The organism is Prosthecobacter sp., from assembly GCF_049294395.1.
Taxonomy (GTDB): Bacteria; Verrucomicrobiota; Verrucomicrobiia; order Verrucomicrobiales; family Verrucomicrobiaceae; genus Prosthecobacter.
On the sequence record NZ_JBAQCR010000310.1, the window covers coordinates 22,954 to 44,533 of the forward strand.

Here is a 21,580-nt window from a genome sequence, read left to right on the forward strand (position 1 = left end):
AGAGAGGCTGTTGCCAGCCTCTCTTCGTGAGTTTTCAGACTAGATCGTGGGGGTCAGATCATGCGAGCGCCTTGGCGACGGCTTCGGCGGTGATGCCGAGCTGCTTGAAGACAGTGTTGCCGGGGGCGCTGAGGCCGAAGCGGTCGATGCCGATGATCTGGCCCTGGGTGCCAACGTATTTCCACCAGAGGCCGGAGACGCCGGCTTCGATGGCGATGCGCTTTGTGCAGGCGGCCGGAAGGACGGACTCGCGGTAGGCGGCGTCCTGACGGTCAAAACGCTCAAAGCATGGCAGGCTGACGACGCGGACGCCGGGCTTGCCCTTGGCGCCTTCGACGGCCCACTGGACTTCAGAGCCGGTGGCGATGACGATGGCTTCGAGAGGGGCGGTTTCCTTCACCAGGACGTAGCCGCCTTTGAGGGTGCCTTCACGGCGGGTGGCTGCGCTGGCGATGCCCTGATGCGGCAGATCCTGACGGCTGAGCGCGAGGAGGGTGGGGCCGTCGGCGCGGCTGAAGGCGGCGGCGAAAGCACCGGCGGTTTCTTCGGCATCGCCGGGGCGGATGACGTCGAGATTTGGGATCACGCGCAGACCGCTGACGGTTTCCACCGGCTGATGGGTCGGGCCGTCTTCACCGACACCAACGGAATCGTGGGTGAAGATGTAGGTGACGGGCAGGCGGGAAAGCGCGGCGAGGCGGATGCTCGGGCGGCAGTAGTCGGCGAAGACGAGGAAGGTCGCGCCGCTGGGGAGGAAGAGACCGTCGTAGGCGATGCCGTTGCAGATGGCACCCATGGCGTGCTCGCGGATGCCGAACCAGATGTTGCGACCGGTTGGGTTTGCGGGGCTGAAGTCGCCCATGCCCGTGAGGTAGTTCTTGGTGGAGCCGAAGAGGTCGGCGCTGCCGGTGACGATGTGAGGCACGGCTTTGGCGATGTGATTGAAGATCTCGCCGCCGCTGTTGCGGGTGGCGGCCTTGCCTTCTGCTGGATACTCAGGGACGAGCTTGAGGAGGTCTTCCGCCTTCAGCTTGCCATGGCGTGCGGTGTCGAGCTGCTTGGCGAGTTCTGGATTCGCGGCAGTCCAGGCGAGGAAGACTTTGTTCCATTCGCCGTGGATCGCTGCGCGCTTGTTCTTCAGGTCGGCGAAGTAGGCCTTCACCTCGTCGCTGACGTAGAAATGCGTGCCTTCTGGCAGGCCGAGGCCCTTCTTGGCGGCATCGATAAACTTGGCACCGCCTTCGCCGTGGCCTTTGGACGTGCCGGCGACTTCGGGGATGCCTTTGCCGATGACGGTCTTGGCGATGATGATGGTGGGCTTGCCGTTGTCGCTTTTCTTGGCGGTTTCGATGGCGCTCTTCACGGCATCGAGGTCATGGCCGTCGATGGTCACTGCGTCCCAGCCGAGCGCGATGTAGAGAGCCTGGGTGTCCTCGTCCTGTGTGACCTTGGCCATGGCATCCAGCGTCACATCGTTGGAGTCATAGATGAGGATGAGGTTGTCGAGATGGTTGTGAGCGGCGAAGGCCACGGCTTCGCGGGCCACGCCTTCCTGCAGACAGCCGTCGCCAGCGAGGGCGATGATGTGATTGTCGATGATCTTGTGGTCGGCGGTGTTGTACTTGGCCGCAGCCATCTTGCCACTGAGGGCAAAGCCGACTGCATTGCCAATGCCCTGGCCGAGGGGGCCGGTGGTGCACTCGACACCGACGGTTTCAAAGGACTCCGGATGGCCGGGGGTGTGGCTGCCCAGAACGCGGAACTTGGAGACTTCATCGATGGAAAGGTCATAGCCGCTCAGATGCAGCCAGGAGTAGATGAACATGGAGCCGTGGCCGGCGCTGAGGATGAAGCGGTCGCGGTTGAGCCACTTGGGATCGGCGGGATCACACTGGAGGGTTTCGCCGAAGAGGACGGCGCCGATTTCGGCGCAACCGAGGGGGAGGCCGAGGTGGCCGGAGGAGCACTTGTGCACGGCGTCCATGGCGAGACCACGGGCTTCGTTGGCGGCTTGAGCGAGGAGGGTTTTATTCATGTAGAGAGGTTCAGGGTCAATGAGGGTCAGAAACAGCGCCAGATGCGGCCAAGCGCGGGACGCCTTCCTTACTGGCGCAGGGGTCGGTTTCAAGGTCGAAAACTGGGGGGAATCGGTCATCATCGCCCCTTGCCAGAATGAAATTTGCCCCGGATGGTACCGCGTGAACAAAGGCAACCTCCCTTTCTGGCTCGCCGGAGCCGTCCTGCTGTACATCGGCTGGATCGCGTTCGACATGCTGCGTCCGGTTTCGGGCGGGGGGACTGGGTCCACCACTTCCATCAGCGCTGTGCGCCTTTCGAAGCTGCCTGTCCTGGTGGAATTTTACGCTGACTGGTGCGGCCCCTGCAAAGTTGTGGGTCCGATGGTGGAGGAACTGGCGCAGGAACTGAAGGGCAAGGCGGTGGTGATTCGCATCAATGTCGACGAAGACCCTACGCTGGCGCGTGATCATGGAGTGGGGCCCATCCCCACCTTCATCGCATTCAAATCCGGGCGCGAAATTGGGCGGGAAATCGGAGGCATTCCGAAGGAGCGCATGCGGCAGCTGCTGGGTCTGTGAGCGGCGTGGTTTGCGGCAGGCCCGCGTCCATGCACGAATTGCAATCCTGCTGAAATTTCAACATGCGCACTTGACGAAAGCCTGATGGTGTTGAAAAATCAACACCCATGTGGGACGACAAACATTCCAATGAGTTCAGCCGCCGCGAGCGGCAGGTGATCGAGATCGTGATGAAGCATGGGCGGCTCTCCGCTCGTGAGATTGAGGAAAAGCTTCCGGATGCCCCGACCTATTCGGCGGTGCGCTCCATCCTGCGCCTGCTGGTTGAGCGCGGGCTTCTCGTTAAAACACAGGCGGATGGTCGCGACTGGTTCTCGCTGCCGGTCTCGCCGAAGAAAGCGCGGGTGAGCGCCCTGCAAAGTTTTGTGAGCCGGTTTTTCGAAAACTCCGCCGGTGAGGCCGCACTCGCGCTGCTGGGACAGAAAAACGTGAAGCTCTCCAAGGAAGAGGCGAAAAAACTTATTCAGCTCATCGAGGAGGCGCGTGAATCATGAATGACTTGATGGAAGACCTGCTGCGCTTTCTCACGTGGAATCCCAATCTGGGCCTGCTGGCATCCGCTTTTCTCACCAGCACGGCAGTGGTGTTGGTGGCCTGGGCCGTCACTTTGCAGCTACAGCGCCGCTCCGCGCGTGCCCGCAGTCTGGTGTGGAGGATCGCCGTGGCGGCGCTGCTGGTGGTCGGGGCCTGGCGTCTGATGCCGGAAGCTGCACCTCCGGTGGCCGTGATGGAGTGGCGTGTGCAGCTGCACGCAGAGCCTAGTATGGAGGGGCCTGCCTCTGGAGAAGTGCCGGTACTCATCCTGCCGGAAAAAAGCGCATGGCAGAGGGCGCTGTCCTGGCTGGAACGTGAGGGCATCTGGCTTTGGCTCGGAGCCGCTGCAGTGCTGCTTGGCTGGCGTCTGTGCACCGCCTTTGCCGGTATGATCTGGCTGCGGAAGCACAGCGAGCCAGCGCCGGAGCCGGTGCTTCGGCTGCTGCAGGAGCTGAATGCTTCCGCGCGGCTGGGCTGCCGCGTGGCGCAGCGCTTGCAGTCACCCATGCTGTCCGGCTGGTGGCGGCCCGTGATCTGGCTGCCGCCGGAAGTGTCTGCATGGGATGACAAACGCCTGCTCGCAGTGCTGCGCCATGAGCTGGCGCACATGCAGCGCGGGGATGTGGCCTGGCATTGGCTGGCGCAGCTGACCGTCTGCCTCTGGTGGTGGCAGCCGCTGGTATGGCGTGCGTGGCGTGGCCTGCGCGCTGAGACCGAGCAATCGGCCGATGACACCGCGGTTCTTGCCGGAGGGAATACGCATGAGTATGCGCGGACACTGGTGGAGATTGCCGCCGGTCTGCCCTCCCGCCTCAGCCAGATGCCGGGCGTGACGATGTTTGGCGGCGAGTCCGTGCAGCGGCGTGTGCGCGAGCTGATGAAGGCCAGCCAATGGCGCGGCCGCATTGGCATGGGCGCGATGAGCTTGATCGCCGTCGTGGCGGTGATCCTGGCGGTGCTGGCGGCGACGAAGGTGGAGTTCAAACCGAAGACGCCGGTATTTCAGAGCGAGGCAAAACTGGTGGCTGCGATGCCCACCCAAGCGACCGGGGCAAACTTGCAGGCCTGGCGCGCGGATTTTTACGGCACGATCACTGAAACCCTTGAGTCTGGTGAAATGAAGCGACGCGCCTTGGAGCGGGTCAGGGCCTTGTATCCAAATCTGGAAGAGAAGGACGTGGAGATCCATGCGGCACAGATCCAAGACTCCACCAGGTTTCGAGTGGAGGCGTTCAGTGAAAGCGGCAAATACGCCAAGGTCTTCCTGGATGCGTTGCTGGATGAGTTCCTTGCTTTCAGGCAATCGGTCCGTGAACGGTCTGGCGGCAAAGATCTGCAAAAGCTCAGCGAGGAAACGGTGAAAGCGCAAAAGCTCATGGAGGACCGAGTTGCAGAGCTGGCTGAATTCAAGCATTCCAATAACATCATCGTGCTGACCAATGGCAACAACGAGGGGGCGCAATTTCTGGCCAAGATGCAGTCCCAATTGGAAGAGCTGCAGACGCAGCTTTCAGCGCAGGCACTAGCCCTGCGCGATATTCCCTCTGCGATGACGATTGCCCAAACCCGAGTCAGCGAGGCACGACCTCTCACGATGACCGAGAAGGATTATGTCCAAACTCAAAGTGAACTCCGTCGCTATGAGAACGAATTGAAGTATCTGCTCGAAACCCACAAGCCCAACCATCCTCAGGTAACCGATACACAGGAGAAGGCGACCAAAGCTCGCTTTCTGCTCAACGCTCTCATTGATCCTCTCCGGGAGGAGATGAATCAAAGGACGGAAGACATTCGCCGCAGAATGACAGTGCTCAAAACGCAACTAGCTGAGAAGCAGAAGGAGGTGCTTTATCTTGGCCAGAAGATTGCACAGCATGACAAACTCGAAAGACAGACCAAGGCAGCCAAAGAAGCTTATGAAAAGTTGTATGAGCAGGTGAAAATCAATGAGAGGCTGGACCAAAATTTTGTGGCGATCCAGGAGCGCGCCCAGCCTGCCAAAGAAGTCATGCAAAGCGGACTGGTTCCTGTCTGGAAGCTCTGGAGGAGTGAACTGAAACAGCCCGCTGAAGAAGGCACGACGAAGCCAGCATCCAAGAAAAAGGAACCGGCCAAGGCTGCGGGCTGATGCGCAGAGCGGCTCTGTTGTGTGGATATGGCGGGCGTCCTTGTCTCGGCCGACGCCGGGCTCGTGGTCGAAGGAGTTTTACTTCCTTTTGTTCTTCTTCGCCTTCTTGGCCGGCGGCTCGCCCGCATCTTCGATGGCAGGCTGGCTGCCGGTCAGATCAGCGAGCAGACGCGCGACGTAGCCGTTAAAGCGGGGATCGGGGGATTCGCCTTTGGCGGGGAGTTCTTTGAGCTGGGCTGCGATGGGGGCGGCTTTGTCGCCAAGATCGCCGATGGCATTGAGGGCGCTCAAGCTGGTGAAGACATCGTGCTGGCTCCTGTTGGCGAGGCTCACAAGGGCAGGCAGTGCGGCGGCGCGCTCGGCAGCGCTGCCGTATTTGGCCAAGGACCAATTGGCGACGACCTGCACGTAGGTGGAGGTGTCCTTGGCGGCCTGGGAGATTTCATCGTGGGCGGCGCTCACGCCATCGCCGCCGCGCATGAGGATGCCCATGGCGGACCAGTAGCGGATGGCGCTGTCTTTGTCGGCAAATCCGGCTTTGAGATCTGACATGGCGTCAGGCTTCAGAGAGGAGGCTGTGCCCGCGGCTTTGAGGATGCGGGCGAGGGGATACAGGGAGTCATCATGCGCCATGTCGTAGGGTGTGGTGCCTTCAGCGCGGTGGTGCATCTCGCCTTCTGCGACCATGCCGGCATCGCGGATTTTCAGCGCGAGGTTTTCCTGCGCGGCGCGCATCTTGGCGAGCGTTGCGGCATGTTCAGGCTGGGTGGCGAGGTTGTGCACTTCATCGGGGTCGCTTTGCAGGTCGTAGAGTTCTTCGGGGTCCTTGGGTGTCTTCCAGAAGATGGACTGCTCGGGGGTGAGCTTGCCTGCATCATAGAGCTGCCGCCACACGCGGGTGCTGGGTGTTTCAAACTGGTAGTTCACATGCTGGCCCTGGGAGAGGTGGGGCATGTAATTGCGCAGATAGACGAAGCGGCCATCCGTGATGCTGCGGACGCAGTCGTAGCGCTCGTCCATGCGGCCACGGAAGCCGTAGACGAAGGGCTGCGGCTCGGTCTGGAACTTGCCCGCGAAGGCGTGGCCTTGCATCCATTCCGGAGGCTGCACGCCGATGAGGCTGAGCAGCGTAGGGGCGAGATCGACAAAACTGACGAGGCGGTCTGACTTCACCCCGGCGCCGTATTCTTTGGGGGCGAGGTGTTGCCAGTTGGGCGGGAAATAGACGACCATGGGCACCTGCAGGCCGGAGTTGCAGGGCCAGCGCTTGTTGCGCGGCATGCCGCTGCCGTGGTCGGCGTAGTAGAAGACGATCGTGTCTGCCGCGAGGCCTGCGGCTTCGAGTTCTTTTAAACGCCTGCCTGCGGAGGCATCGGCGAGAGTGACTTGATCATAATACTGCGCCCAGTCCTGGCGCACTTCGGGGGTGTCGGGATGGTAGGCGGGGACGCGGACTTTGGCGGGATCATGAATGGCGACGTGAGGGCGTTTGCGGAGCTGGCTTTCGTGGCTGCACTGCTCGTTGAAAATGGCGAAGAAGGGCTGGCCTTCCTTGCGGTTGGTCCAGTGCGCCTTGCCGTTAGACTCATCCCACACGCCTTCGGGCTTTTGCAGGTTGTAGTCCTCCTTGCTGTTGTTGGTGCAGTAGTAGCCGGCTTCGCGGAGGAACTGCGGATACATCTTGGTGCCCTTCGGCATGGCCACCATGCTGCGCATGTGCTCGCCGCCGGTGGATGGGGAGTACATGCCTGCGATGATGGTGGTGCGTGCTGCGGCGCAGACAGGAGCGCACGACCATGCGTGCTTGAAGAGCATGCCCTTCGCGGCCAGCGCATCCACATTTGGGGTGTCGGCATAGGTGTCGCCGTAGCAGCCCATGTGCGGGCCGTGGTCCTCGCTGGTGAGCCAGAGAATGTTGGGTTTGTCGGCAGCGAATGCCGAGATCGCAAAGATGAATGATGAAAGGATGATGCTCAGCTGCTTCATGGGGCGGGTGGAACGAAAGAGGGCACGGTGATCCTTCATGGAAAGATGCAGCTGAGCATGGAATGAGATCGACATCGCAGTCGGGCATGTTGGATAACTTGAGAGGATTCATGAAATTTCGTTCTCACATTTCCTTTTACTTGATGATGCTGGCGGTTGAAGCGCAGCCAGTTTTGAATGGCGAAGAAGCGCCCAAATGGAGAATTGAAACTCGTACTCTGGCGCATGCGCCCGATGGCAGTCCAGATACACGCTGGGATTGGGGATTCGGCGAATGGGTGGAGCTTACTGTTGTTCCTGATTCCGCCAAAAGTGTGGAGTGGGAAACCAAAGGGCAGGCCAGGGTTAGCAACCGCTTTGGCAATCCCACTCTTCTGATGGTGGGGTTTGGCAAAGGCGAGGGAGCTATCTCGATCGGAGCCTATGTGAATGAGCCGCGGCATCCCGCCCCACCTGTTCCAGAGGTGCCAGCGGACAAAAAAGCAGAAGCTGAGACCAGGCGGAAAAATCAGCGAACGGAACTCGCCAGCCTGAGCACGCTGGTCGGCAAGCCTGAGGAGTTTAGCGCTGTGTATGACAGGATCTACCAGGAGATCTTTCTTTTTGAAGAGCTGGATGAGACTCAGCCATCAGACCTGCCCTACTACATCAAGACCCTTCCCGAGCTGGACCGGCTGGAGGTCAAGTCAGCCCAAATCCAGCGTGCTTTTGCGGAAGCCGCTGCTCTGCGGCTCGCGGCATGCCTGGACCGTGCCGAGGATAAGATGCGGCTGGAGAAAGATTTCTGGGATCTTTTCCACGTATTGGTCGCCAATCTGCAAAGCCTCTACCGGCAGTATGAAGATGCGGGTGGCGCGGCCAACAGCACGGCCTCCCTGGGGGAGATAGGTCCGATGACGGTTGAGCGGCAAAACAGGGCGATTGCCAATGCACTGCACTCTTTTCTTCCCCGGCAACGCTATCTGCTTTTTGTGCAGGCGCTCAATGCCTTCCCTGGTGTGCCGGTGGAGAAGGTGAAGGAAGGTCTGCTGAAGCAGGGCTTCACGGAAGCTGAGGCCGACTTCCTGCTGGATGTGCCCGTGACCCGCACCCGGTGATTCCGTGCCTGCCATGGACAAAGCCGCCCCTTGGATTGTGCTGCGCCGCCCACGCGGATAGACATGATCGCCAGCGGGCGATTTCTATGCGTCAATCACCCGCCATGACTCTCCGCCACGAACTTCAGGCCGAATACGCCCGCTACCGCACCCGCCGCTGGTTTTTCAAAGACTGCGGCGTAGGCTTGGCGAGCATTGCGGCGATGGATCTGATGTCGCGCACGGCCAGTGCGGCCGCGCCCGTGAGTCCGCTGGCGCTGAAGAAGCCGCATTATCCTGCGAAGGCGAAGCGGGTGATCTATCTTTTCATGGGTGGTGCGCCGAGCCATCTGGAGCTGTTTGACAACAAGCCGGAGCTTTCCAAATGGGACGGGAAGCTGCCGCCGCCGGATCTGCTGAAAGGCTACCGCGCCGCGTTCATCAATCCCAACAGCAAGCTGCTGGGGCCGAAGTTCAAATTCGCGCGGCATGGGCAGAGCGGCGCGGAACTGAGCGAGCTGCTGCCGCACACGGCCAAGATGGCGGATGATCTCACGATTGTACGTTCGATGAAAACGGACGCCTTCAATCATGCACCGGGACAGATTTTGATGAGCACGGGCTCGCAGATTTTCGGGCGGCCGAGCTTTGGGGCGTGGACGCTGTACGGTCTCGGCACGGAGAATCAGGATCTGCCGGGCTATGTGGTGATGCAGAGCGGGCAGAAAGGGCCCAGCGGCGGCATGAGCAACTTCGGCTGCGGCTTTCTGCCCACGGTGTATCAAGGCGTGCCGTTCCGCAGCAGCGGGGAGCCTGTTTTGTTTTTGAGCAATCCGGCGGGCGTCAATGACGCGACACAGCGGGACACGCTGGATGTGCTGAAGCAGCTCAATGAAGAGCGGCTCAACGTGGTGGGTGATCCTGAGATCGCGAGCCGCATCAACAGCTTTGAACTGGCCTATCGCATGCAGCAGACGGCACCTGAATTGATGGACATCAGCAAGGAGCCCAAGCACATCCTCGACATGTATGGTGCGAAACCGGGCGAGGCGTCCTTTGCCAACAACTGCCTGCTGGCGCGTCGGCTGGTGGAAAGCGGTGTGCGTTTTGTGCAGCTCTTCCATGAGGCGTGGGATCATCATGGTGGTCTGGTGAATGGTTTGAAGACCCAGTGCGGCCTCACGGATCAGCCTTGCGCCGCTTTGCTGCGGGATTTGAAGCAGCGCGGGCTGCTGGAGGACACGCTTGTGATCTGGGGCGGCGAGTTTGGCCGTACGCCGATGGTGCAGGGTGGCAATGACGGGCGCGATCACCATCCGAACTGCTTCAGCATGTGGTTTGCCGGCGGCGGCATGAAGCCCGGCCTCACGCTTGGTCAGAGCGATGAGTTTGGGTTCAATGTCACTGAAGACCCGGTGCATGTGCATGACCTGCATGCCACGCTGCTGCACGTGCTGGGCTTTGATCACACGAAGCTCAATCAGCGATTCCAGGGCCTGGATATGAGGCTGACGGGAGTGGCTGGGGAGTTGGTGACGAAGATGCTGGCGTAGTCGCTTTTCCAAAGCTCACACAACCGGGACGGTTGTGCTACTTCAGATGCCGTAACCGGCGCGATAGGCTTTGTGGATGATGGCGTCGGCTTCCGGTGTGTTGGGGGATTTCATCGCCTTGGTGTCCCATTCGACGCGTTTGCCGAAGCGAACGGCGAGGAGGCCGACGAGGAGGGATTCGGTGAAGGGGGCGGAATACCAGAATCCGGACTTGGCATCCTGCGGGTTGCCGGTTTTGCAGGCTTCGAGGAATTCTTTGCGGTGGCCGCTGAGGCAGCGGGGGATCGTTTTCGCGGGGATGACGAACTGCTGCATCTTGGTCTCGGGAACGATGCGCGGGGTGCCGGACCAGCCGCCGGCGAGGATGCAGCCTTTGTCGCCGACGAAGTAGATGCCGTTGTCGCCGAGGTTACGTGTTTCTTCGAGACCTTCCGGGCGGGGTGGCAGCTTGCCGCCGTCATACCAGACCATTTTCACGGCAGGGCGGTTGCCTTTGGCGGGGAAGTGGTAGGTGATGACGCTCCAGGTCGGGTAGGACTGGTTGTTGTTCGGGCCGTTCTCCGCCTCGACCCAGTCGGGGGCATCTAGATCCAGCGCGTAGAAGGCGGGGTCGGCGTTGTGCACGGCCATGTCGCCAAGGGCACCGCAGCCGAAGTCCCACCAGCCGCGCCACTTGCGCGGGCAGAAGTCGGGATGATAGGCGCGTGCCTTGGCCGGGCCGAGCCAGAGGTCCCAGTCGAGATTCTTGGGCACGGGCGGTGTGTCGGTGGGGTAGGCCTTGCCTTGGGAATCCCAGAATTTGCCGGGGCGGTCGGACCACACATGCACCTCGGAGACTTTGCCGATGGCACCGGCTTGAATCCACTCGCGGGTCAGGCGGATGCCTTCGCTGGCGTGGCCTTGGTTGCCCATTTGGGTGACGCGTTTGGTCTCTGCGGCCACATCGCGCATGGCGCGCGCTTCGGCGATGGTGTGGGCGAGCGGCTTTTCCACATAGACGTGGCGTCCGGCGCGCATGGCCATGATGCTCGCAGGCGCATGCACATGGTCAGGGGTGGCCACGAGCACGGCGTCGATGTCCTTCTGCTTCTCGATCAGCTCGCGGTAGTCGCGGTACAGCTTGGCATTCGGGTATTTTTTGATCGTGACGGCAGAGTGGTCGAGATCCACGTCACAGAGCGCCACGATGTTGGCGAGGCCTGAATCATCCAGATCCCTGATGTCCCCACCGCCCTGCCCCCCGATGCCGATGCAGCCGAGATTAATTTTTTCACTTGGTGGAGTAAAACCGGTACCGCCAATGACGTGCCGAGGCACGATTTGAAAGCCGAAGACTGCGGCTGCGGTGGATTTAATGAACTGACGACGAGGAAGCTGGGACATTTTTAGAAAACGCAAAATAAAAACAAGGTCTTGCGTAGAGACCGCTGTCAGGCTCGTATTAGTCCTTATGAAACGACCTTGGAAAGACATCTCCGTCCCCCTGCGTGACGGCATGATACACTGGCCCGGTGACCCCGAGTGCCACATCAAACGTGTGGTCAGCATGGACGATGGCGCCGTGTGTAATCTGACACACCTCAGCATGAGCGCCCACACGGGAACGCACATGGATGCGCCGCGACATTTCATCGCCGACGGTTTGACGATGGAGCAGATGCCGCTGGAGCCCGTGATCGGCCGCTGCCGTGTTTTTGAACTGCTCGACTGCGAGGATCAAATCACGGTGGATGATCTGAAGAAGCTCAAAATAGCTCCGCGTCAGCGTGTGCTCTTCAAGACACGCAACTCGACTCGAAGCTGGGCCATGAACGAGTTCGACAAGGACTTCGTTTCCATCCGTGCGGACGCCGCGCAGTACCTCGTTGATCAAGGTGTGGTGACCGTGGGCGTCGATTATCTCAGCATCGGCGGATTCAACAAGGATGGCGTGGAAACCCATCAGATCATGCTCGGTGCTGGTATCTGGGTGATCGAAGGCCTCAATCTGGCCGAGATCAAATCCGGCTACTACGAGCTGATCTGCCTGCCGCTCAAACTGGAAGGCGCCGACGGTGCGCCGTGCCGTGTGGTGCTGCGCTAGTGCAGGATCTCAGGGTGCCTGGACTCCGATCACGTGAGGCAGCAGCCAGAATTTCTGGCTGCCGTGGGTCTCGTTGAATCCCGACTCAAAGCTGCCCGTGCTGCGGATAACCACGCCACCGCAGTTCAGATAGAATGACGCGGGCGGGCCACCGTCCAGATGCTGGGCGCTCACAAGGCTGATTGGCAGCTTCAGCAGGTGCTCATTGAAGTCATGCATCGTGGAGGGCGTGCGGCAGAAGATGAACAGGGCGTTGCCGTCCTTGTCCTCTGCCAGCGCCGCCTCACTCCACATTTTTGGCTGCTGCTTCCAGCGGTTCTCACCGGGATGCTTGATGAGGCGGAGGTTTTGCACCGCGACAGCATATTGGGAGAGAATGTTTTTCTCAATGCTGGCATCGTCGGTATCGAGCAGTCGAAAGGGCGCGGCTCCTTTGGCGAAAGGCGAGAAGACACAGATGGATGAGTAATCGCTTCGAAATACTGCGGGCCCAATGAGGGCATGGTTTTTGAGATAGCCGCAGTGGGCGCTGCCATCCTTGTCATACATGCCTGCGTTGATCACCAGGCAGAGCTTTTGCTTGGCCGCCCACTCCTCCACGCTGAGCATGGGCTGGGTGGCAGAGGAGGAGCAAAGGCGCAGCGGATGGCTGCGTGCATCGACGCGTACGATCTGCATCTGCCCCTGGCCGTCGGGCGCGGGGAACAGGCCAAGCTCAATGCCCGGAACAAGCTTGCGCCAGCTGGTGCCGGGAGATGGCGGAGCAGCAGACTGTGCATTTGCCGATGCAGCTGCCAGCGAGAGCATGGCCAGCGTGATTGCAAGAACAGCGCAGTGCGTCATGACACGTCAGCTTCAACGTTTGCGCTTCATCTGATCGCTCGCCTGGTCGAGGATGCGGCGTTCCTCGGGGGTGAGGCTTTGCATGCCTTGATGGCTGATCTTGTCGAGGATGTCATCGACGGTGGGAGTGCTGCTTTTTTTCGCGGGCTTCCGGGTCTGCGGTGGTGAACGTTTGGGCAGGGAGGGAAGCTTCAGCGCGCCTGTTTCGTAGCGGATGAAGGCGTAGGCGGTGCCGACGTTGGCGGCGAGGAGGAGGAGCGAGGACCAGTCGCGCGCTCCGAGGCTGCCGAGGGCATTAAGGCCCACGAAGACGGCGGCGAGGATCCAGGCATCGATGGTGAGAATGATGACGCTAAGCTTCGCGTGGGGGTAGAGGGTGGCGAAGGCGATAAAGACGCCAAACTCAAGCTGCATCATCCCCATGCAGGCGAAGCCCCGACTGCCGAAGAGGCTGATCAAGGTGATGGCCAACGGAGAGATCAGCAGCAGAAGCAAAAGCAGCCGGACAAAGGCGCGACGGCCCAGGTGACGCTCCACCGCTTCGCCGAAATTCCAGAGCAGGAGGCAGCCGATGAGCGTCCAGAGACTGGGAGGATTGACGAAGATGTACGTCAGAGGCGTCCAGAGATGGAGCTGACGAAAGGCGCTGTCGTAGGTGAAGACAAAATGCCCCATCAAGTCGTAACCGAGCACCGCGGTGATGATCATGCTCGCAGCTCCGGCGAGTGCGATGATGGCGGCGAGATAGACGGGGTGCGTTTTCCACCACGTCAGCGGGAGTCGATCTTGAGATTCAGGGAGCCAGGAGTTGAACATGAGTTTTGATTTCTACTTACGCACACGATCGACGAGAACGGCGCAGAGGATGACGAGGCCGAGGACGATTTTCTGCGTGTTGCTTTCGACGTTGGTGAGGTTCATGCCGTTTTGGATGACGGCGATGATGAAGGCGCCGATCAGGGTGCCGGGCATGGTGCCTTTGCCACCGCTGAGGCTGGTGCCGCCCACCACGACGGCGGCGATGACGTAGAGCTCATACATCTGGCCGTAGGTGGGGGAACCGCTTTTGAGCAGGGAGGCGGTGACGACACCGCCGAGGCCGGCGAGCAGTCCGCACAGGACGTAGGCGATGAGGATGACACGCTGGACGGGCACGCCGGAAAGGTGCGCGGCTTCCACATTGCCACCGACGGCGTAGAGGTTTCTGCCGAGGCGGGTCTGCGTCATCACGATGTGAGCGGCGGCGTAGAGCAGCAGCATGAGGACCACGGCGTTGGGCAGGCCCAGGAGATCGGAGCCACGTCCCAGCCGGGCAAAGGAATCCGGCACCTGATAGACGGATTGATTTTCAGCGAGCCGGTAGGCAAGGCCGCTGACCACGAGCATCATCGCCAGCGTGACGATGAAAGGCGGCATGCGCAGGCGGGTGATGAAGGCGCCGGAGAGCAGGCCACATGCACCGCACAAAGCGATGCCACCGAGCCCGGCGGCGAACATGCCAACGGCTCCGGCATGCACACCGCCGCAGAAATCACGCACGATGATCGTGGTGATGACGGCGGAGAGGGCGATCAGGCTGCCCACGCTCAGATCGATGCCGGCGGTGATGATGACCAATGTCATGCCAATGGCGAGGATGGCGATGACGGCGATCTGATTGGCGATGTTGAGCAGGTTGTCGGTCTTGAGGAAGACGGGCCAGGCATGGGGCCGTGGGCGCACCACGCGTGCGTTTTTGAGCGCGGGGAAGTCGGCAGGAAGATCGCTGAACACGAGCCAGGATGCGGTGGCTTGATTGCAGGCGATCACATCGATGCCACCCGATGCGGCAGCACGCAGCAGCGCGGCGCGTGCGTCCTTGGGTTCGCCTTGGACGATTTCAGCGCGGGAGCCGAGTTCTGCCTGGAGAGCTTTGGCGAAGACGGTGTCTGCGGTGGTCGGGCGCACGACGATGAGGACTTTCGCGTTCGGGTTGATCTGGGAGACGACGTCTTTGGCTGCGGCAGCATTCTGCGGGTATTGCCGGGTCCAGGTGGCGATGCTGAAGAAGACGCACAGCAGCAGCAGTGCGATGAGCATGCCGGAGCCGGCGAGGTGGTGGCGGATGAAGGCAGGAAGACGGCTCATGCGGAAAGAACGATCATGAGGGGCGGAACAATGCAGTTCAAGGCCAGAGACGTTCATGATTGACCCCAGGCTGCGTTTCAGAGTAACCTGCGGCACTTATGAAAACGCGCTTTTTTTCTTTGATTGTCCTGCTGCTGGCCGCCACCCATGCCCGCGCCGACTGGGTGCTGGTGCAGAAGACTGACGCGGAGGGCAAGGAGACCGTGGTCACCACGAAGATCAAGGGAGAGCAGGCCCGAGTGGACATGGGAGACAAGATGTCCGCCATCCTGGGGGCTGAGGGCATGGTCATGATGATGCATGCACAGAAAATGATGATGAAGATGGATCTGGCGACGCTGAAGGCGTCCTTGGAAAAGACGGGAAAGGGCCCAGGCGGCCAGCCGGCAGCCAAGCCCGTGGCGACGGGGCAGAAGGAGAAAGTCGGCGAGTGGAACGCGGAGATTTACACCTGGGAAGGGACGCTGGGCAAAGGCCGCTTCTGGGTGGCCAAGGATTTCCCGAAACACGCTGAGATCAGCGCCATCAGCGACAAACTCGGCAAGGTGATGGGCGGCGCGGTGTCCGGCATTTCCCCGCAGGCTTCGGATTTCGACGGCATGGTGGTGAAATCTGAGATGACGATGATGGGCAAGAGCGTGGTCTCACACTTGGTCTCTGCCAAAGAAGAGACGGTGGCTGCAGAGGAGTTTGTGCCCCCTGCCGGCTACAACGAAATGAAAATGCCCGGAGCGCCGAAATGAGTTACGGCGTCAGCACACACGCGTAGGCGGCAGTGTTGGAACCGGGCATGGAGATAACCACGGGCTGCTGCGTCTGCCGCACGGCCAGAGTTCCAAGGACAAGCTGCAGGGCGCTGCTGGCCCCCATGCTTTCACCGAGGACGTACTTCGGGCTGAGCACGGCGTCCCATGGCCGTCCGGACCAGGCAGCGATTTCTGTGTGGTCCAGTTTCGAGATCCCGGTGCGGTCATTGATGAGCGTGGCCGGGCCTTGGCAATGCACCAGCGTTTGCGCAGCAAGTTCCGGCAGCAGGTCGCAGCGCTCCTGCCAGGAAAGGTAGCCCAGCGGGCCAATGATTTCGCTGACGCGGGGGCCGCCGCCGCTGGCGGAGAGCAGGAGTGCTCCGGCACCTTCGGAGCCGATGAGCTTGGGGTGATAGTAGGTGAGCGCCTCAGCACTGAGCCAGTCGCATTCTTCCGCGGCGATGAGCAGGCAGTCCTCCACGATGCCGCTGCCGATCCAGAACGCGGCGGTGTCGAGTGCTTCCATGATGGAGTTTGGGCTCCCCAACAGGGTGCTGACCGCGCCGTCCACTCCGAGGAAGGAGGCGACATGCGAGGCGGGTGCATTGAACACGGTTTCAGGAAAGATCAGCGGGCTGGCCTGCGCGGGGTTTTGCAGCACCTCGTCGTAAAAGCGGCCGGTGTAGTTCACGCAGCCGTTCATCATCACGAACAGAATGCCCAGACCGGGAGGCGGCGCGGAGGGGTCGTGCCCGGCATCTGCCAGGGCCTCCAGGGCCGCAGCCACGGAGTAGCGGGTGATTGCGCTGGAGCGGCGCAGGCGCGGATGGCGAGCGACTTTTTCTGGCGGGGCAGGGGGTGCAAAACGCGATTCGCAGGGCCAGTTTCGAACATCGCCGGGACGGTCACAGGATCGGGAGGGCAGCGGTGTTCCCGCCAGCACGGCTGCGTGCATGGCGGCGGCGTTCCAGCCAGCAGAGCTTACGGCGCCGACACCACGGATGCGGATATTGCGCGCGTTCATGCGGACCTCCTTTGCAGCACGAGGGTTGCGTTGGTGCCGCCGAAACCGAAGGAATTCGTCAGCGCATAATCAAGCGAGGCGCGCCGGAACTGGCGCACCAGATCAAAGTGAACGGCGGGATCGATCTCGCGCACGTTCAGGCTCCCGGGCAGCCACTGCCCCTGCAGAGCCATCAGGCAGATCACGGCTTCGACGGCGCCAGCGCCGCCGAGCAGATGACCCATGGAGGACTTGGTGGAGCTGACGGGAATCTTGGACACGGCATCACCCGCCCAGGCGGCGATGGCCGAGGCTTCGGCCACATCGTTGAACGGCGTGCCGGTGCCGTGGGAGTTGATGTAGCCGATTTGAGCGGGAGAAACACCGGCCTGGGCGCAGGCGGTGGTCATGGTGCGGATGGCGGCTTTGCCGGCGGGATCTGGCTGCGTGAGGTGATGCAGGTCGGTGGCGGTGGCATAGCCGGAGACATTTCCCAGAGCCGCGCTTTGGCGAACCTCCTCGGCTTCCAGCAGCATGACGGCGGCACCTTCACCGAGCGCGAGTCCATCCCGGTTCGCATCAAAGGGGCGGGGAATGCCGCTGGGTGCGAGGGCGTGCAGGGTGTCGAACCCGGCAAAGACGAGCTTCGCGATCGCATCGTAGCCGCCTGCGAGCACGCGTTTGGCGCGGCCGGAGCGGATCATGTCCGCCGCCCAGCCGATGGCGTTGGCACCGGAGGCGCAGGCATTGGAAACGATGATGACCGGGCCGCGCCAGTCAAATTCGGCGGCGATGCTGCTCATCTGGCGCTGCGGCTGGTAATATTCGGCACGCGAAAGCTGGGCCGGGACGCGGGCGGCATCCTGATGCGCGTGTTCGAAATAGGCCTCTCCCAAAGGCATGGCCCCGGCGGAGGTGCCGATGACCATGGCGTCGATGCCCTCCATGTTCTCCCGGCCAGACTGCGCGAGCGCCTCGCGGATGGCCATGAGCAGCATGCGCGTGCCGCGATCGAAGTAGGTCTGTTTGTGGGCGGGGATGCGGTGGAAGAGGTTTTCTGCGGGCAGATCCACCACCCCGGCGGTTTTGGCGATGAACTCGCGGGTGTCGAAGAGTTCGACCGGCTTGAAGGCGGTGCGGTCCGCTGCCAGCGCCGCTTCATTCGCCTGCCAGCCCATGCCCAAAGGCGAAACGATCCCCGCTCCGGTGATGGCGATGTTCTTACTTAGAGGTGAAGGCACTAGGGAGGACAGGATGAGATTCGTTGTGTGGAGGGTTGAACTGCTAACGCAAGTGTTCATATCTACCGCACGGCGCGGCCTATGGTTTACGCTTCGCCGCAAGGACTGCAAATGTTTGGTGAACGCTGGGATCGTATTGTGGCTGAGCGCGGCGCGCAGGCGGCTTTGTATCTTGCTGACGGACGTGCCACCACGTTCCGCGAGCTGGATGCCGAGGCGCGTGCAGCAAAGCCGACCGGTGATTACGTGCTGGTGCAGGGTGAGGTGCCACAAATTTTGCGCCTGCTGCTGGTCGGGTTTTTGCACGGCCTGCCTGTGCAACTGGTGGAAAAAGACCGCTCCCGCCGCATTCCCGCCAGCCCGCCGCCTGCGAGGACGGCCCTGATCAAGCAGGCCGTGGGTGGTTCGGGGGTGCGGCGCTGCCAGTTTTTCACGTTTGATCAAATCGCCGCGGATGTGGACCGGCTGCATGCGGCGCTGGATCTCGGCTCACGCGGCACAGGGGTGGCGGCGATTTCCTGCGCGCATTCCTTTGGTCTGACGACAACGGTGCTGCAAACGCTGCTCAACGGAGTGCCCACGTGCTTTGCACCGCAGCCGTTTGCGCAGCCTTTGACGGAGGCGATGAAGCACCACCGGCGGGTGTTTCTGCCGGGGGTTCCAGCCCTGTGGAAGGCCTGGCTCAGGGGCGATGTCTGCTTTGACAACATCGGTCTGGCGATCTCCGCCGGATCTCCGCTTACGCTCGATCTGGAGCGCATGGCGCTGGAGCAGCATGGACTGAAGATTCACAATCTCTACGGGACGAGCGAGTGCGGTGCGGTGTCCTGGGACGAGACGCTCGATTTGCGTGAGGATGGGCGCGATATAGGCACCCTCCTGCCGGGCGTGCAGACACAGACCGATGCTGAGGGCCGTCTGGTGGTGACCAGCAGCTCTGTGGGGCTGGGGTATGATGACCAGCTGCCGCAGGAGAACTATGGTGCCGGGGTTTTCACCACCAGCGATCTGGTGGAGCAGGAGGGAGCCCGCCTGCGGTTTCAGCAATGCACGGGTGCAGGCATCAATGTGGCGGGTCGGAAGCTCAGCCCCCTCGAAATTGCTGAAAAAATCATGCGGGCATCGAAGCTGGAGCAGGTGAAAATTTATGGTGCACGGAGCCGCGATCCCGAGCGCTGTCAGGACATCGTGGCGGAAGTCGGCCTGCCCCAGGCGGAAATTGATCCCGCTTTTAAAATCACAGCTTGTTCATTGCTCGCACCTTGGGAAGTCCCGCGTAAATGGATCGGCAGACCATGAACACCCGTTTGCCATCCAGTGCCCTAAGGCGCATCACCCGGCTTTGCGCCAGGCGCCACGAGCGTTTCTACTCGGTGGTGAAGCTGCGTTCTGATCCCGTTTACGCCGCCGTCACCCAAGAGCTGCTGGGCTCCCCGCTGCCGGTGCTCGACATCGGCTGCGGCATCGGTCTGCTGGCGTTTTATCTGCGTGAGTCAGGCTTTGCGCCTGCCATCGCCGGATTTGATTACGATGCGGAAAAAATCTCCTGTGCGCATGACATGGTCTCGCTCAGCGACTGCGAAGGGCTCAGCTTCATGACGGGGGATGCACGCACCGGACTTCCGGAATGCAGCGGGCATGTGGTGATCCTGGACATCCTGCAGTTTTTCACGCGGCAGGAGCAGGAGGCGCTGCTCAAAGCGGCGGCATCCCGCGTGGCTCAGGGGGGGAAGCTGATCATTCGCACCTGCCTGCAGAACGACTCCCTGCGCTTTCGCGTCACGGTGGCGGGAGACTGGCTGGCCAAGCTGACGTTTTGGATGAAGGACGCACCGGTGTGCTACCCGGACCGTGCGTTATTTGAGTCCGTGCTGGGCGCTGCAGGACTGCAGGTGCGGGTGCAGCCGCTATGGGGCGGCACGCCGTTCAACAACCATCTCGTCGTCGCGGAACGCGAGTGAGGCCGGCGGAATGCATGGAAGGCCGCTCGCAGCCATCATGGAGGCGATGGCCTCCGCCACCTCGACGGCCACGGGGGTCCCTTCATGGATCAGAACGATGGCGCCTGCTTTTAAGCGGTGGGCGATGCGCCGGGTGATGGTGGGCACGTCTGTCAGCACGCCGTCAAATCCCCGCGCGTTCCACAGCATCATGCGCAGGCCCAGGGACTGGGCGATCAGTGCGGTGAAAAGGTTGTGATGGCCTGCCGGCGGGCGGAAAAAGCGCGGCGGCTGACCCGGGCAGAGGGCGGCCAGCGTCTCCTGGCAGCCTGCGATCTCGCGCCACAACCTGGCGGGGCGGAGCATCCAAAAGGTGGTGGCCGGATGCGTTTGCGTGTGATTGCCGATTTCGTGGCCGCGCGCGAGGATTTCGCGCACCAGCTGCGGATGTTCTGCGGCACGTTCGCCGACGAGAAAGAACAGCGCCTTGATGCGGTGACGGTCGAGGATGTCGAGAATCGCCGGGGTGTGGTCGGGGTGCGGACCGTCATCGATGGTGAGCAGCACCTGATTTCCTGCGGGAGGCAGTTGTTTGCTCATGCGGCCGAACAAGGCGCAGCGTGGCACCAGGGTGCCGATCATCATGGTGGTCAGGACGGTGCAAAACAGCAGGGCAGCCGCCAGGGGCTGCCCGCGAGCTGCCAGCCAGATCACCACCGGCACCGGTCCGAGGGCCAGGGCGAAGCGAAAGTACGCACGCCGCAGGCAGCTGGCACGAACGACCGCATTCATGCCGGATCGCGGGTGACGAGCGGTTCAAAGACAAACCATTGGTCCCAGTGCTGGAGAAGAAACTTATGCATCACCGGGAGCCAGGCGGCGCTGATCTCGGCGGCCTTGGCCTTGCGCCCGCCCTCGAAGAAAGGTTTGCCAATCTCAATGCGGTAGGCGAGCCGGCCTCTGCGGTTGAGGAACACCGGGTAGCAGGGCACGCCGGTCACCTCCGCGAGGACCAGCGGCCCGCGCGGGATCTTATAAGTCACGCCGTCAATGTGGGCCAGCGTGGGTGTCACCTCACCCAGCACGCGGTCGCCCTGCACGCAGACGACTTCACCTGCGAGGAGCAGGCGGCACAGCTCCATGCCGAGATGGCCGCCGGGTTCGTTGTAATGAACGTGGAGATTCGGCTCGCGGCCTTCTTCGTCACACAGCTCCTTCCTGCGCAGCTTTTTCAGCGAGTCCGAGGCCTCGGGCATGCGGACGGTATGTACGGGCCGGGTGAATTTGCGTGCGAAGAGGCTGGCGCCGATGTCGTAGTTACCGGAATGCACGGTGAAGATCAGCGCGCCTCCCGGGTGTTTTTCCAGATCCTCGAAGTCGCCTTCGCCGATGATCTCCCAGTCGATCTTGCGCTGAAAATGCAGATACCAAAGGCGGTCAAGATAGGTCAGCGAAAACTGGAGGAAGACCTGAAAGCCTGCCAGACAGCTGGAGCCTTTGCCGGGAATGAGGGCGCTGAGATTGGCACGTATGGCCTCACGCGGCTTCACCGCCAGGATGTAAGCGATCAAGGAGATGGGATAGGCGAACAGCGTGAAGACCGGTGCAGGCACCCAGCGCATGAGAGACAAGATCGCCTGGGTCCAGCATGCATCATGCAGACCCATGCGCGGGGGAGGGGCGGGCGCGGTCGGCTCGTGAGTTGCAGATTCGGCGGATGGCA

At 61.6% G+C, this 21,580-nt stretch carries 19 protein-coding genes; 9 read left to right on the top strand and 10 right to left on the bottom strand.

What is annotated here, in order from left to right; all coding sequences use genetic code 11:
- Positions 1-58: 58 nt before the first annotated feature.
- The gene (gene tkt, locus WAW39_RS20615; protein WP_422321048.1) at positions 59-2,035 is read right to left on the bottom strand and encodes a transketolase; all 1,977 of its coding nucleotides are present in this window, start codon (positions 2,033-2,035) and stop codon (positions 59-61) included.
- Positions 2,036-2,198: 163 nt separating this feature from the next.
- On the opposite strand from tkt, the gene WAW39_RS20620 reads away from it, so the two are divergent.
- From WAW39_RS20620 to WAW39_RS20630, 3 genes are all read left to right on the top strand, one after another.
- Positions 2,199-2,597, top strand: a complete 399-nt coding sequence (locus WAW39_RS20620; protein ID WP_422321049.1) for a thioredoxin family protein — start codon at positions 2,199-2,201, stop codon at positions 2,595-2,597.
- A 107-nt stretch (positions 2,598-2,704) separates the two neighbouring features.
- The gene (locus WAW39_RS20625; protein WP_422321050.1) at positions 2,705-3,091 is read left to right on the top strand and encodes a BlaI/MecI/CopY family transcriptional regulator; all 387 of its coding nucleotides are present in this window, start codon (positions 2,705-2,707) and stop codon (positions 3,089-3,091) included.
- Complete coding sequence (locus tag WAW39_RS20630) at positions 3,088-5,259, top strand: M56 family metallopeptidase (protein WP_422321051.1); 2,172 nt, start codon at positions 3,088-3,090, stop codon at positions 5,257-5,259. Before WAW39_RS20625 ends, WAW39_RS20630 begins: the two co-directional genes overlap by 4 nt.
- A 78-nt stretch (positions 5,260-5,337) precedes the next feature.
- Here the strand turns inward: WAW39_RS20630 and WAW39_RS20635 are convergent, their stop codons facing one another.
- Complete coding sequence (locus tag WAW39_RS20635; RefSeq protein ID WP_422321052.1) at positions 5,338-7,245, bottom strand: sulfatase; 1,908 nt, start codon at positions 7,243-7,245, stop codon at positions 5,338-5,340.
- Between the two features lie 110 nt (positions 7,246-7,355).
- Here WAW39_RS20635 and WAW39_RS20640 point away from each other — a divergent pair, with 110 nt between their 5' ends.
- Together WAW39_RS20640 and WAW39_RS20645 are read left to right on the top strand one after the other, a co-directional pair.
- A complete protein-coding gene (locus tag WAW39_RS20640; RefSeq protein ID WP_422321053.1) occupies positions 7,356-8,342 on the top strand; it encodes a hypothetical protein in 987 nt (328 codons plus the stop codon).
- A 104-nt stretch (positions 8,343-8,446) separates the two neighbouring features.
- A complete protein-coding gene (locus WAW39_RS20645; RefSeq protein WP_422321054.1) occupies positions 8,447-9,874 on the top strand; it encodes a DUF1501 domain-containing protein in 1,428 nt (475 codons plus the stop codon).
- Between the two features lie 42 nt (positions 9,875-9,916).
- On the opposite strand, the gene WAW39_RS20650 is transcribed toward WAW39_RS20645, so the two are convergent.
- The gene (locus WAW39_RS20650; RefSeq protein ID WP_422321055.1) at positions 9,917-11,257 is read right to left on the bottom strand and encodes a Gfo/Idh/MocA family protein; all 1,341 of its coding nucleotides are present in this window, start codon (positions 11,255-11,257) and stop codon (positions 9,917-9,919) included.
- 67 nt (positions 11,258-11,324) lie between these two features.
- Here WAW39_RS20650 and WAW39_RS20655 point away from each other — a divergent pair, with 67 nt between their 5' ends.
- A complete protein-coding gene (locus tag WAW39_RS20655; RefSeq protein WP_422321056.1) occupies positions 11,325-11,957 on the top strand; it encodes a cyclase family protein in 633 nt (210 codons plus the stop codon).
- Positions 11,958-11,966: 9 nt separating this feature from the next.
- On the opposite strand, the gene WAW39_RS20660 is transcribed toward WAW39_RS20655, so the two are convergent.
- Genes WAW39_RS20660 through WAW39_RS20670 form a run of 3 tightly spaced genes read right to left on the bottom strand, consistent with a single transcriptional unit; the run spans position 11,967 to position 14,927 of the window.
- Positions 11,967-12,800 (bottom strand): phosphodiester glycosidase family protein, encoded by an 834-nt coding sequence (locus WAW39_RS20660; RefSeq protein WP_422321057.1) that lies wholly within the window; start codon positions 12,798-12,800, stop codon positions 11,967-11,969.
- A 12-nt stretch (positions 12,801-12,812) separates the two neighbouring features.
- Positions 12,813-13,616, bottom strand: coding sequence for a rhomboid family intramembrane serine protease (locus WAW39_RS20665; protein WP_422321058.1), 804 nt, complete (start codon positions 13,614-13,616; stop codon positions 12,813-12,815).
- A 12-nt stretch (positions 13,617-13,628) separates the two neighbouring features.
- On the bottom strand, positions 13,629-14,927 hold the full coding sequence (locus tag WAW39_RS20670) for an ABC transporter permease (RefSeq protein ID WP_422321059.1): 1,299 nt from the start codon (positions 14,925-14,927) through the stop codon (positions 13,629-13,631).
- Between the two features lie 98 nt (positions 14,928-15,025).
- Here WAW39_RS20670 and WAW39_RS20675 point away from each other — a divergent pair, with 98 nt between their 5' ends.
- Positions 15,026-15,670, top strand: a complete 645-nt coding sequence (locus WAW39_RS20675; protein WP_422321060.1) for a DUF4412 domain-containing protein — start codon at positions 15,026-15,028, stop codon at positions 15,668-15,670.
- Between the two features lies 1 nt (position 15,671).
- On the opposite strand, the gene WAW39_RS20680 is transcribed toward WAW39_RS20675, so the two are convergent.
- Positions 15,672-16,697, bottom strand: coding sequence for a hypothetical protein (locus tag WAW39_RS20680; protein WP_422321061.1), 1,026 nt, complete (start codon positions 16,695-16,697; stop codon positions 15,672-15,674).
- A complete protein-coding gene (locus WAW39_RS20685; protein WP_422321062.1) occupies positions 16,694-17,917 on the bottom strand; it encodes a beta-ketoacyl-[acyl-carrier-protein] synthase family protein in 1,224 nt (407 codons plus the stop codon). Before WAW39_RS20685 ends, WAW39_RS20680 begins: the two co-directional genes overlap by 4 nt.
- Before the next feature lie 111 nt (positions 17,918-18,028).
- On the opposite strand from WAW39_RS20685, the gene WAW39_RS20690 reads away from it, so the two are divergent.
- Both WAW39_RS20690 and WAW39_RS20695 read left to right on the top strand, forming a co-directional pair.
- Positions 18,029-19,216, top strand: coding sequence for an AMP-binding protein (locus WAW39_RS20690; protein WP_422321063.1), 1,188 nt, complete (start codon positions 18,029-18,031; stop codon positions 19,214-19,216).
- Complete coding sequence (locus WAW39_RS20695; RefSeq protein WP_422321064.1) at positions 19,213-19,878, top strand: class I SAM-dependent methyltransferase; 666 nt, start codon at positions 19,213-19,215, stop codon at positions 19,876-19,878. Before WAW39_RS20690 ends, WAW39_RS20695 begins: the two co-directional genes overlap by 4 nt.
- Here the strand turns inward: WAW39_RS20695 and WAW39_RS20700 are convergent.
- On the bottom strand, positions 19,825-20,649 hold the full coding sequence (locus WAW39_RS20700; RefSeq protein ID WP_422321065.1) for a polysaccharide deacetylase family protein: 825 nt from the start codon (positions 20,647-20,649) through the stop codon (positions 19,825-19,827). The two genes, WAW39_RS20695 and WAW39_RS20700, sit on opposite strands and share 54 nt — an antisense overlap.
- Positions 20,646-21,524, bottom strand: coding sequence for a hypothetical protein (locus tag WAW39_RS20705; protein ID WP_422321066.1), 879 nt, complete (start codon positions 21,522-21,524; stop codon positions 20,646-20,648). The genes WAW39_RS20700 and WAW39_RS20705 overlap by 4 nt, the downstream gene beginning before the upstream one ends.
- Positions 21,525-21,580: the final 56 nt, after the last annotated feature.

What these genes read in the sequence shown, in the direction of transcription:
- WAW39_RS20645 (WP_422321054.1), top strand. Translation starts at nt 8,447, where the DNA reads ATGACTCTCCGCCACGAACTTCAGGCCGAATACGCCCGCTACCGCACC.
- WAW39_RS20635 (WP_422321052.1), bottom strand. Translation starts at nt 7,245, where the DNA reads ATGAAGCAGCTGAGCATCATCCTTTCATCATTCATCTTTGCGATCTCG.
- WAW39_RS20670 (WP_422321059.1), bottom strand. Translation starts at nt 14,927, where the DNA reads ATGAGCCGTCTTCCTGCCTTCATCCGCCACCACCTCGCCGGCTCCGGC.
- WAW39_RS20690 (WP_422321063.1), top strand. Translation starts at nt 18,029, where the DNA reads ATGTTTGGTGAACGCTGGGATCGTATTGTGGCTGAGCGCGGCGCGCAG.
- WAW39_RS20705 (WP_422321066.1), bottom strand. Translation starts at nt 21,524, where the DNA reads ATGGGTCTGCATGATGCATGCTGGACCCAGGCGATCTTGTCTCTCATG.
- WAW39_RS20665 (WP_422321058.1), bottom strand. Translation starts at nt 13,616, where the DNA reads ATGTTCAACTCCTGGCTCCCTGAATCTCAAGATCGACTCCCGCTGACG.
- WAW39_RS20640 (WP_422321053.1), top strand. Translation starts at nt 7,356, where the DNA reads ATGAAATTTCGTTCTCACATTTCCTTTTACTTGATGATGCTGGCGGTT.
- WAW39_RS20695 (WP_422321064.1), top strand. Translation starts at nt 19,213, where the DNA reads ATGAACACCCGTTTGCCATCCAGTGCCCTAAGGCGCATCACCCGGCTT.
- WAW39_RS20675 (WP_422321060.1), top strand. Translation starts at nt 15,026, where the DNA reads ATGAAAACGCGCTTTTTTTCTTTGATTGTCCTGCTGCTGGCCGCCACC.
- WAW39_RS20625 (WP_422321050.1), top strand. Translation starts at nt 2,705, where the DNA reads ATGTGGGACGACAAACATTCCAATGAGTTCAGCCGCCGCGAGCGGCAG.
- WAW39_RS20700 (WP_422321065.1), bottom strand. Translation starts at nt 20,649, where the DNA reads ATGAATGCGGTCGTTCGTGCCAGCTGCCTGCGGCGTGCGTACTTTCGC.
- WAW39_RS20630 (WP_422321051.1), top strand. Translation starts at nt 3,088, where the DNA reads ATGAATGACTTGATGGAAGACCTGCTGCGCTTTCTCACGTGGAATCCC.
- WAW39_RS20655 (WP_422321056.1), top strand. Translation starts at nt 11,325, where the DNA reads ATGAAACGACCTTGGAAAGACATCTCCGTCCCCCTGCGTGACGGCATG.
- WAW39_RS20680 (WP_422321061.1), bottom strand. Translation starts at nt 16,697, where the DNA reads ATGAACGCGCGCAATATCCGCATCCGTGGTGTCGGCGCCGTAAGCTCT.
- WAW39_RS20660 (WP_422321057.1), bottom strand. Translation starts at nt 12,800, where the DNA reads ATGACGCACTGCGCTGTTCTTGCAATCACGCTGGCCATGCTCTCGCTG.
- tkt (WP_422321048.1), bottom strand. Translation starts at nt 2,035, where the DNA reads ATGAATAAAACCCTCCTCGCTCAAGCCGCCAACGAAGCCCGTGGTCTC.
- WAW39_RS20650 (WP_422321055.1), bottom strand. Translation starts at nt 11,257, where the DNA reads ATGTCCCAGCTTCCTCGTCGTCAGTTCATTAAATCCACCGCAGCCGCA.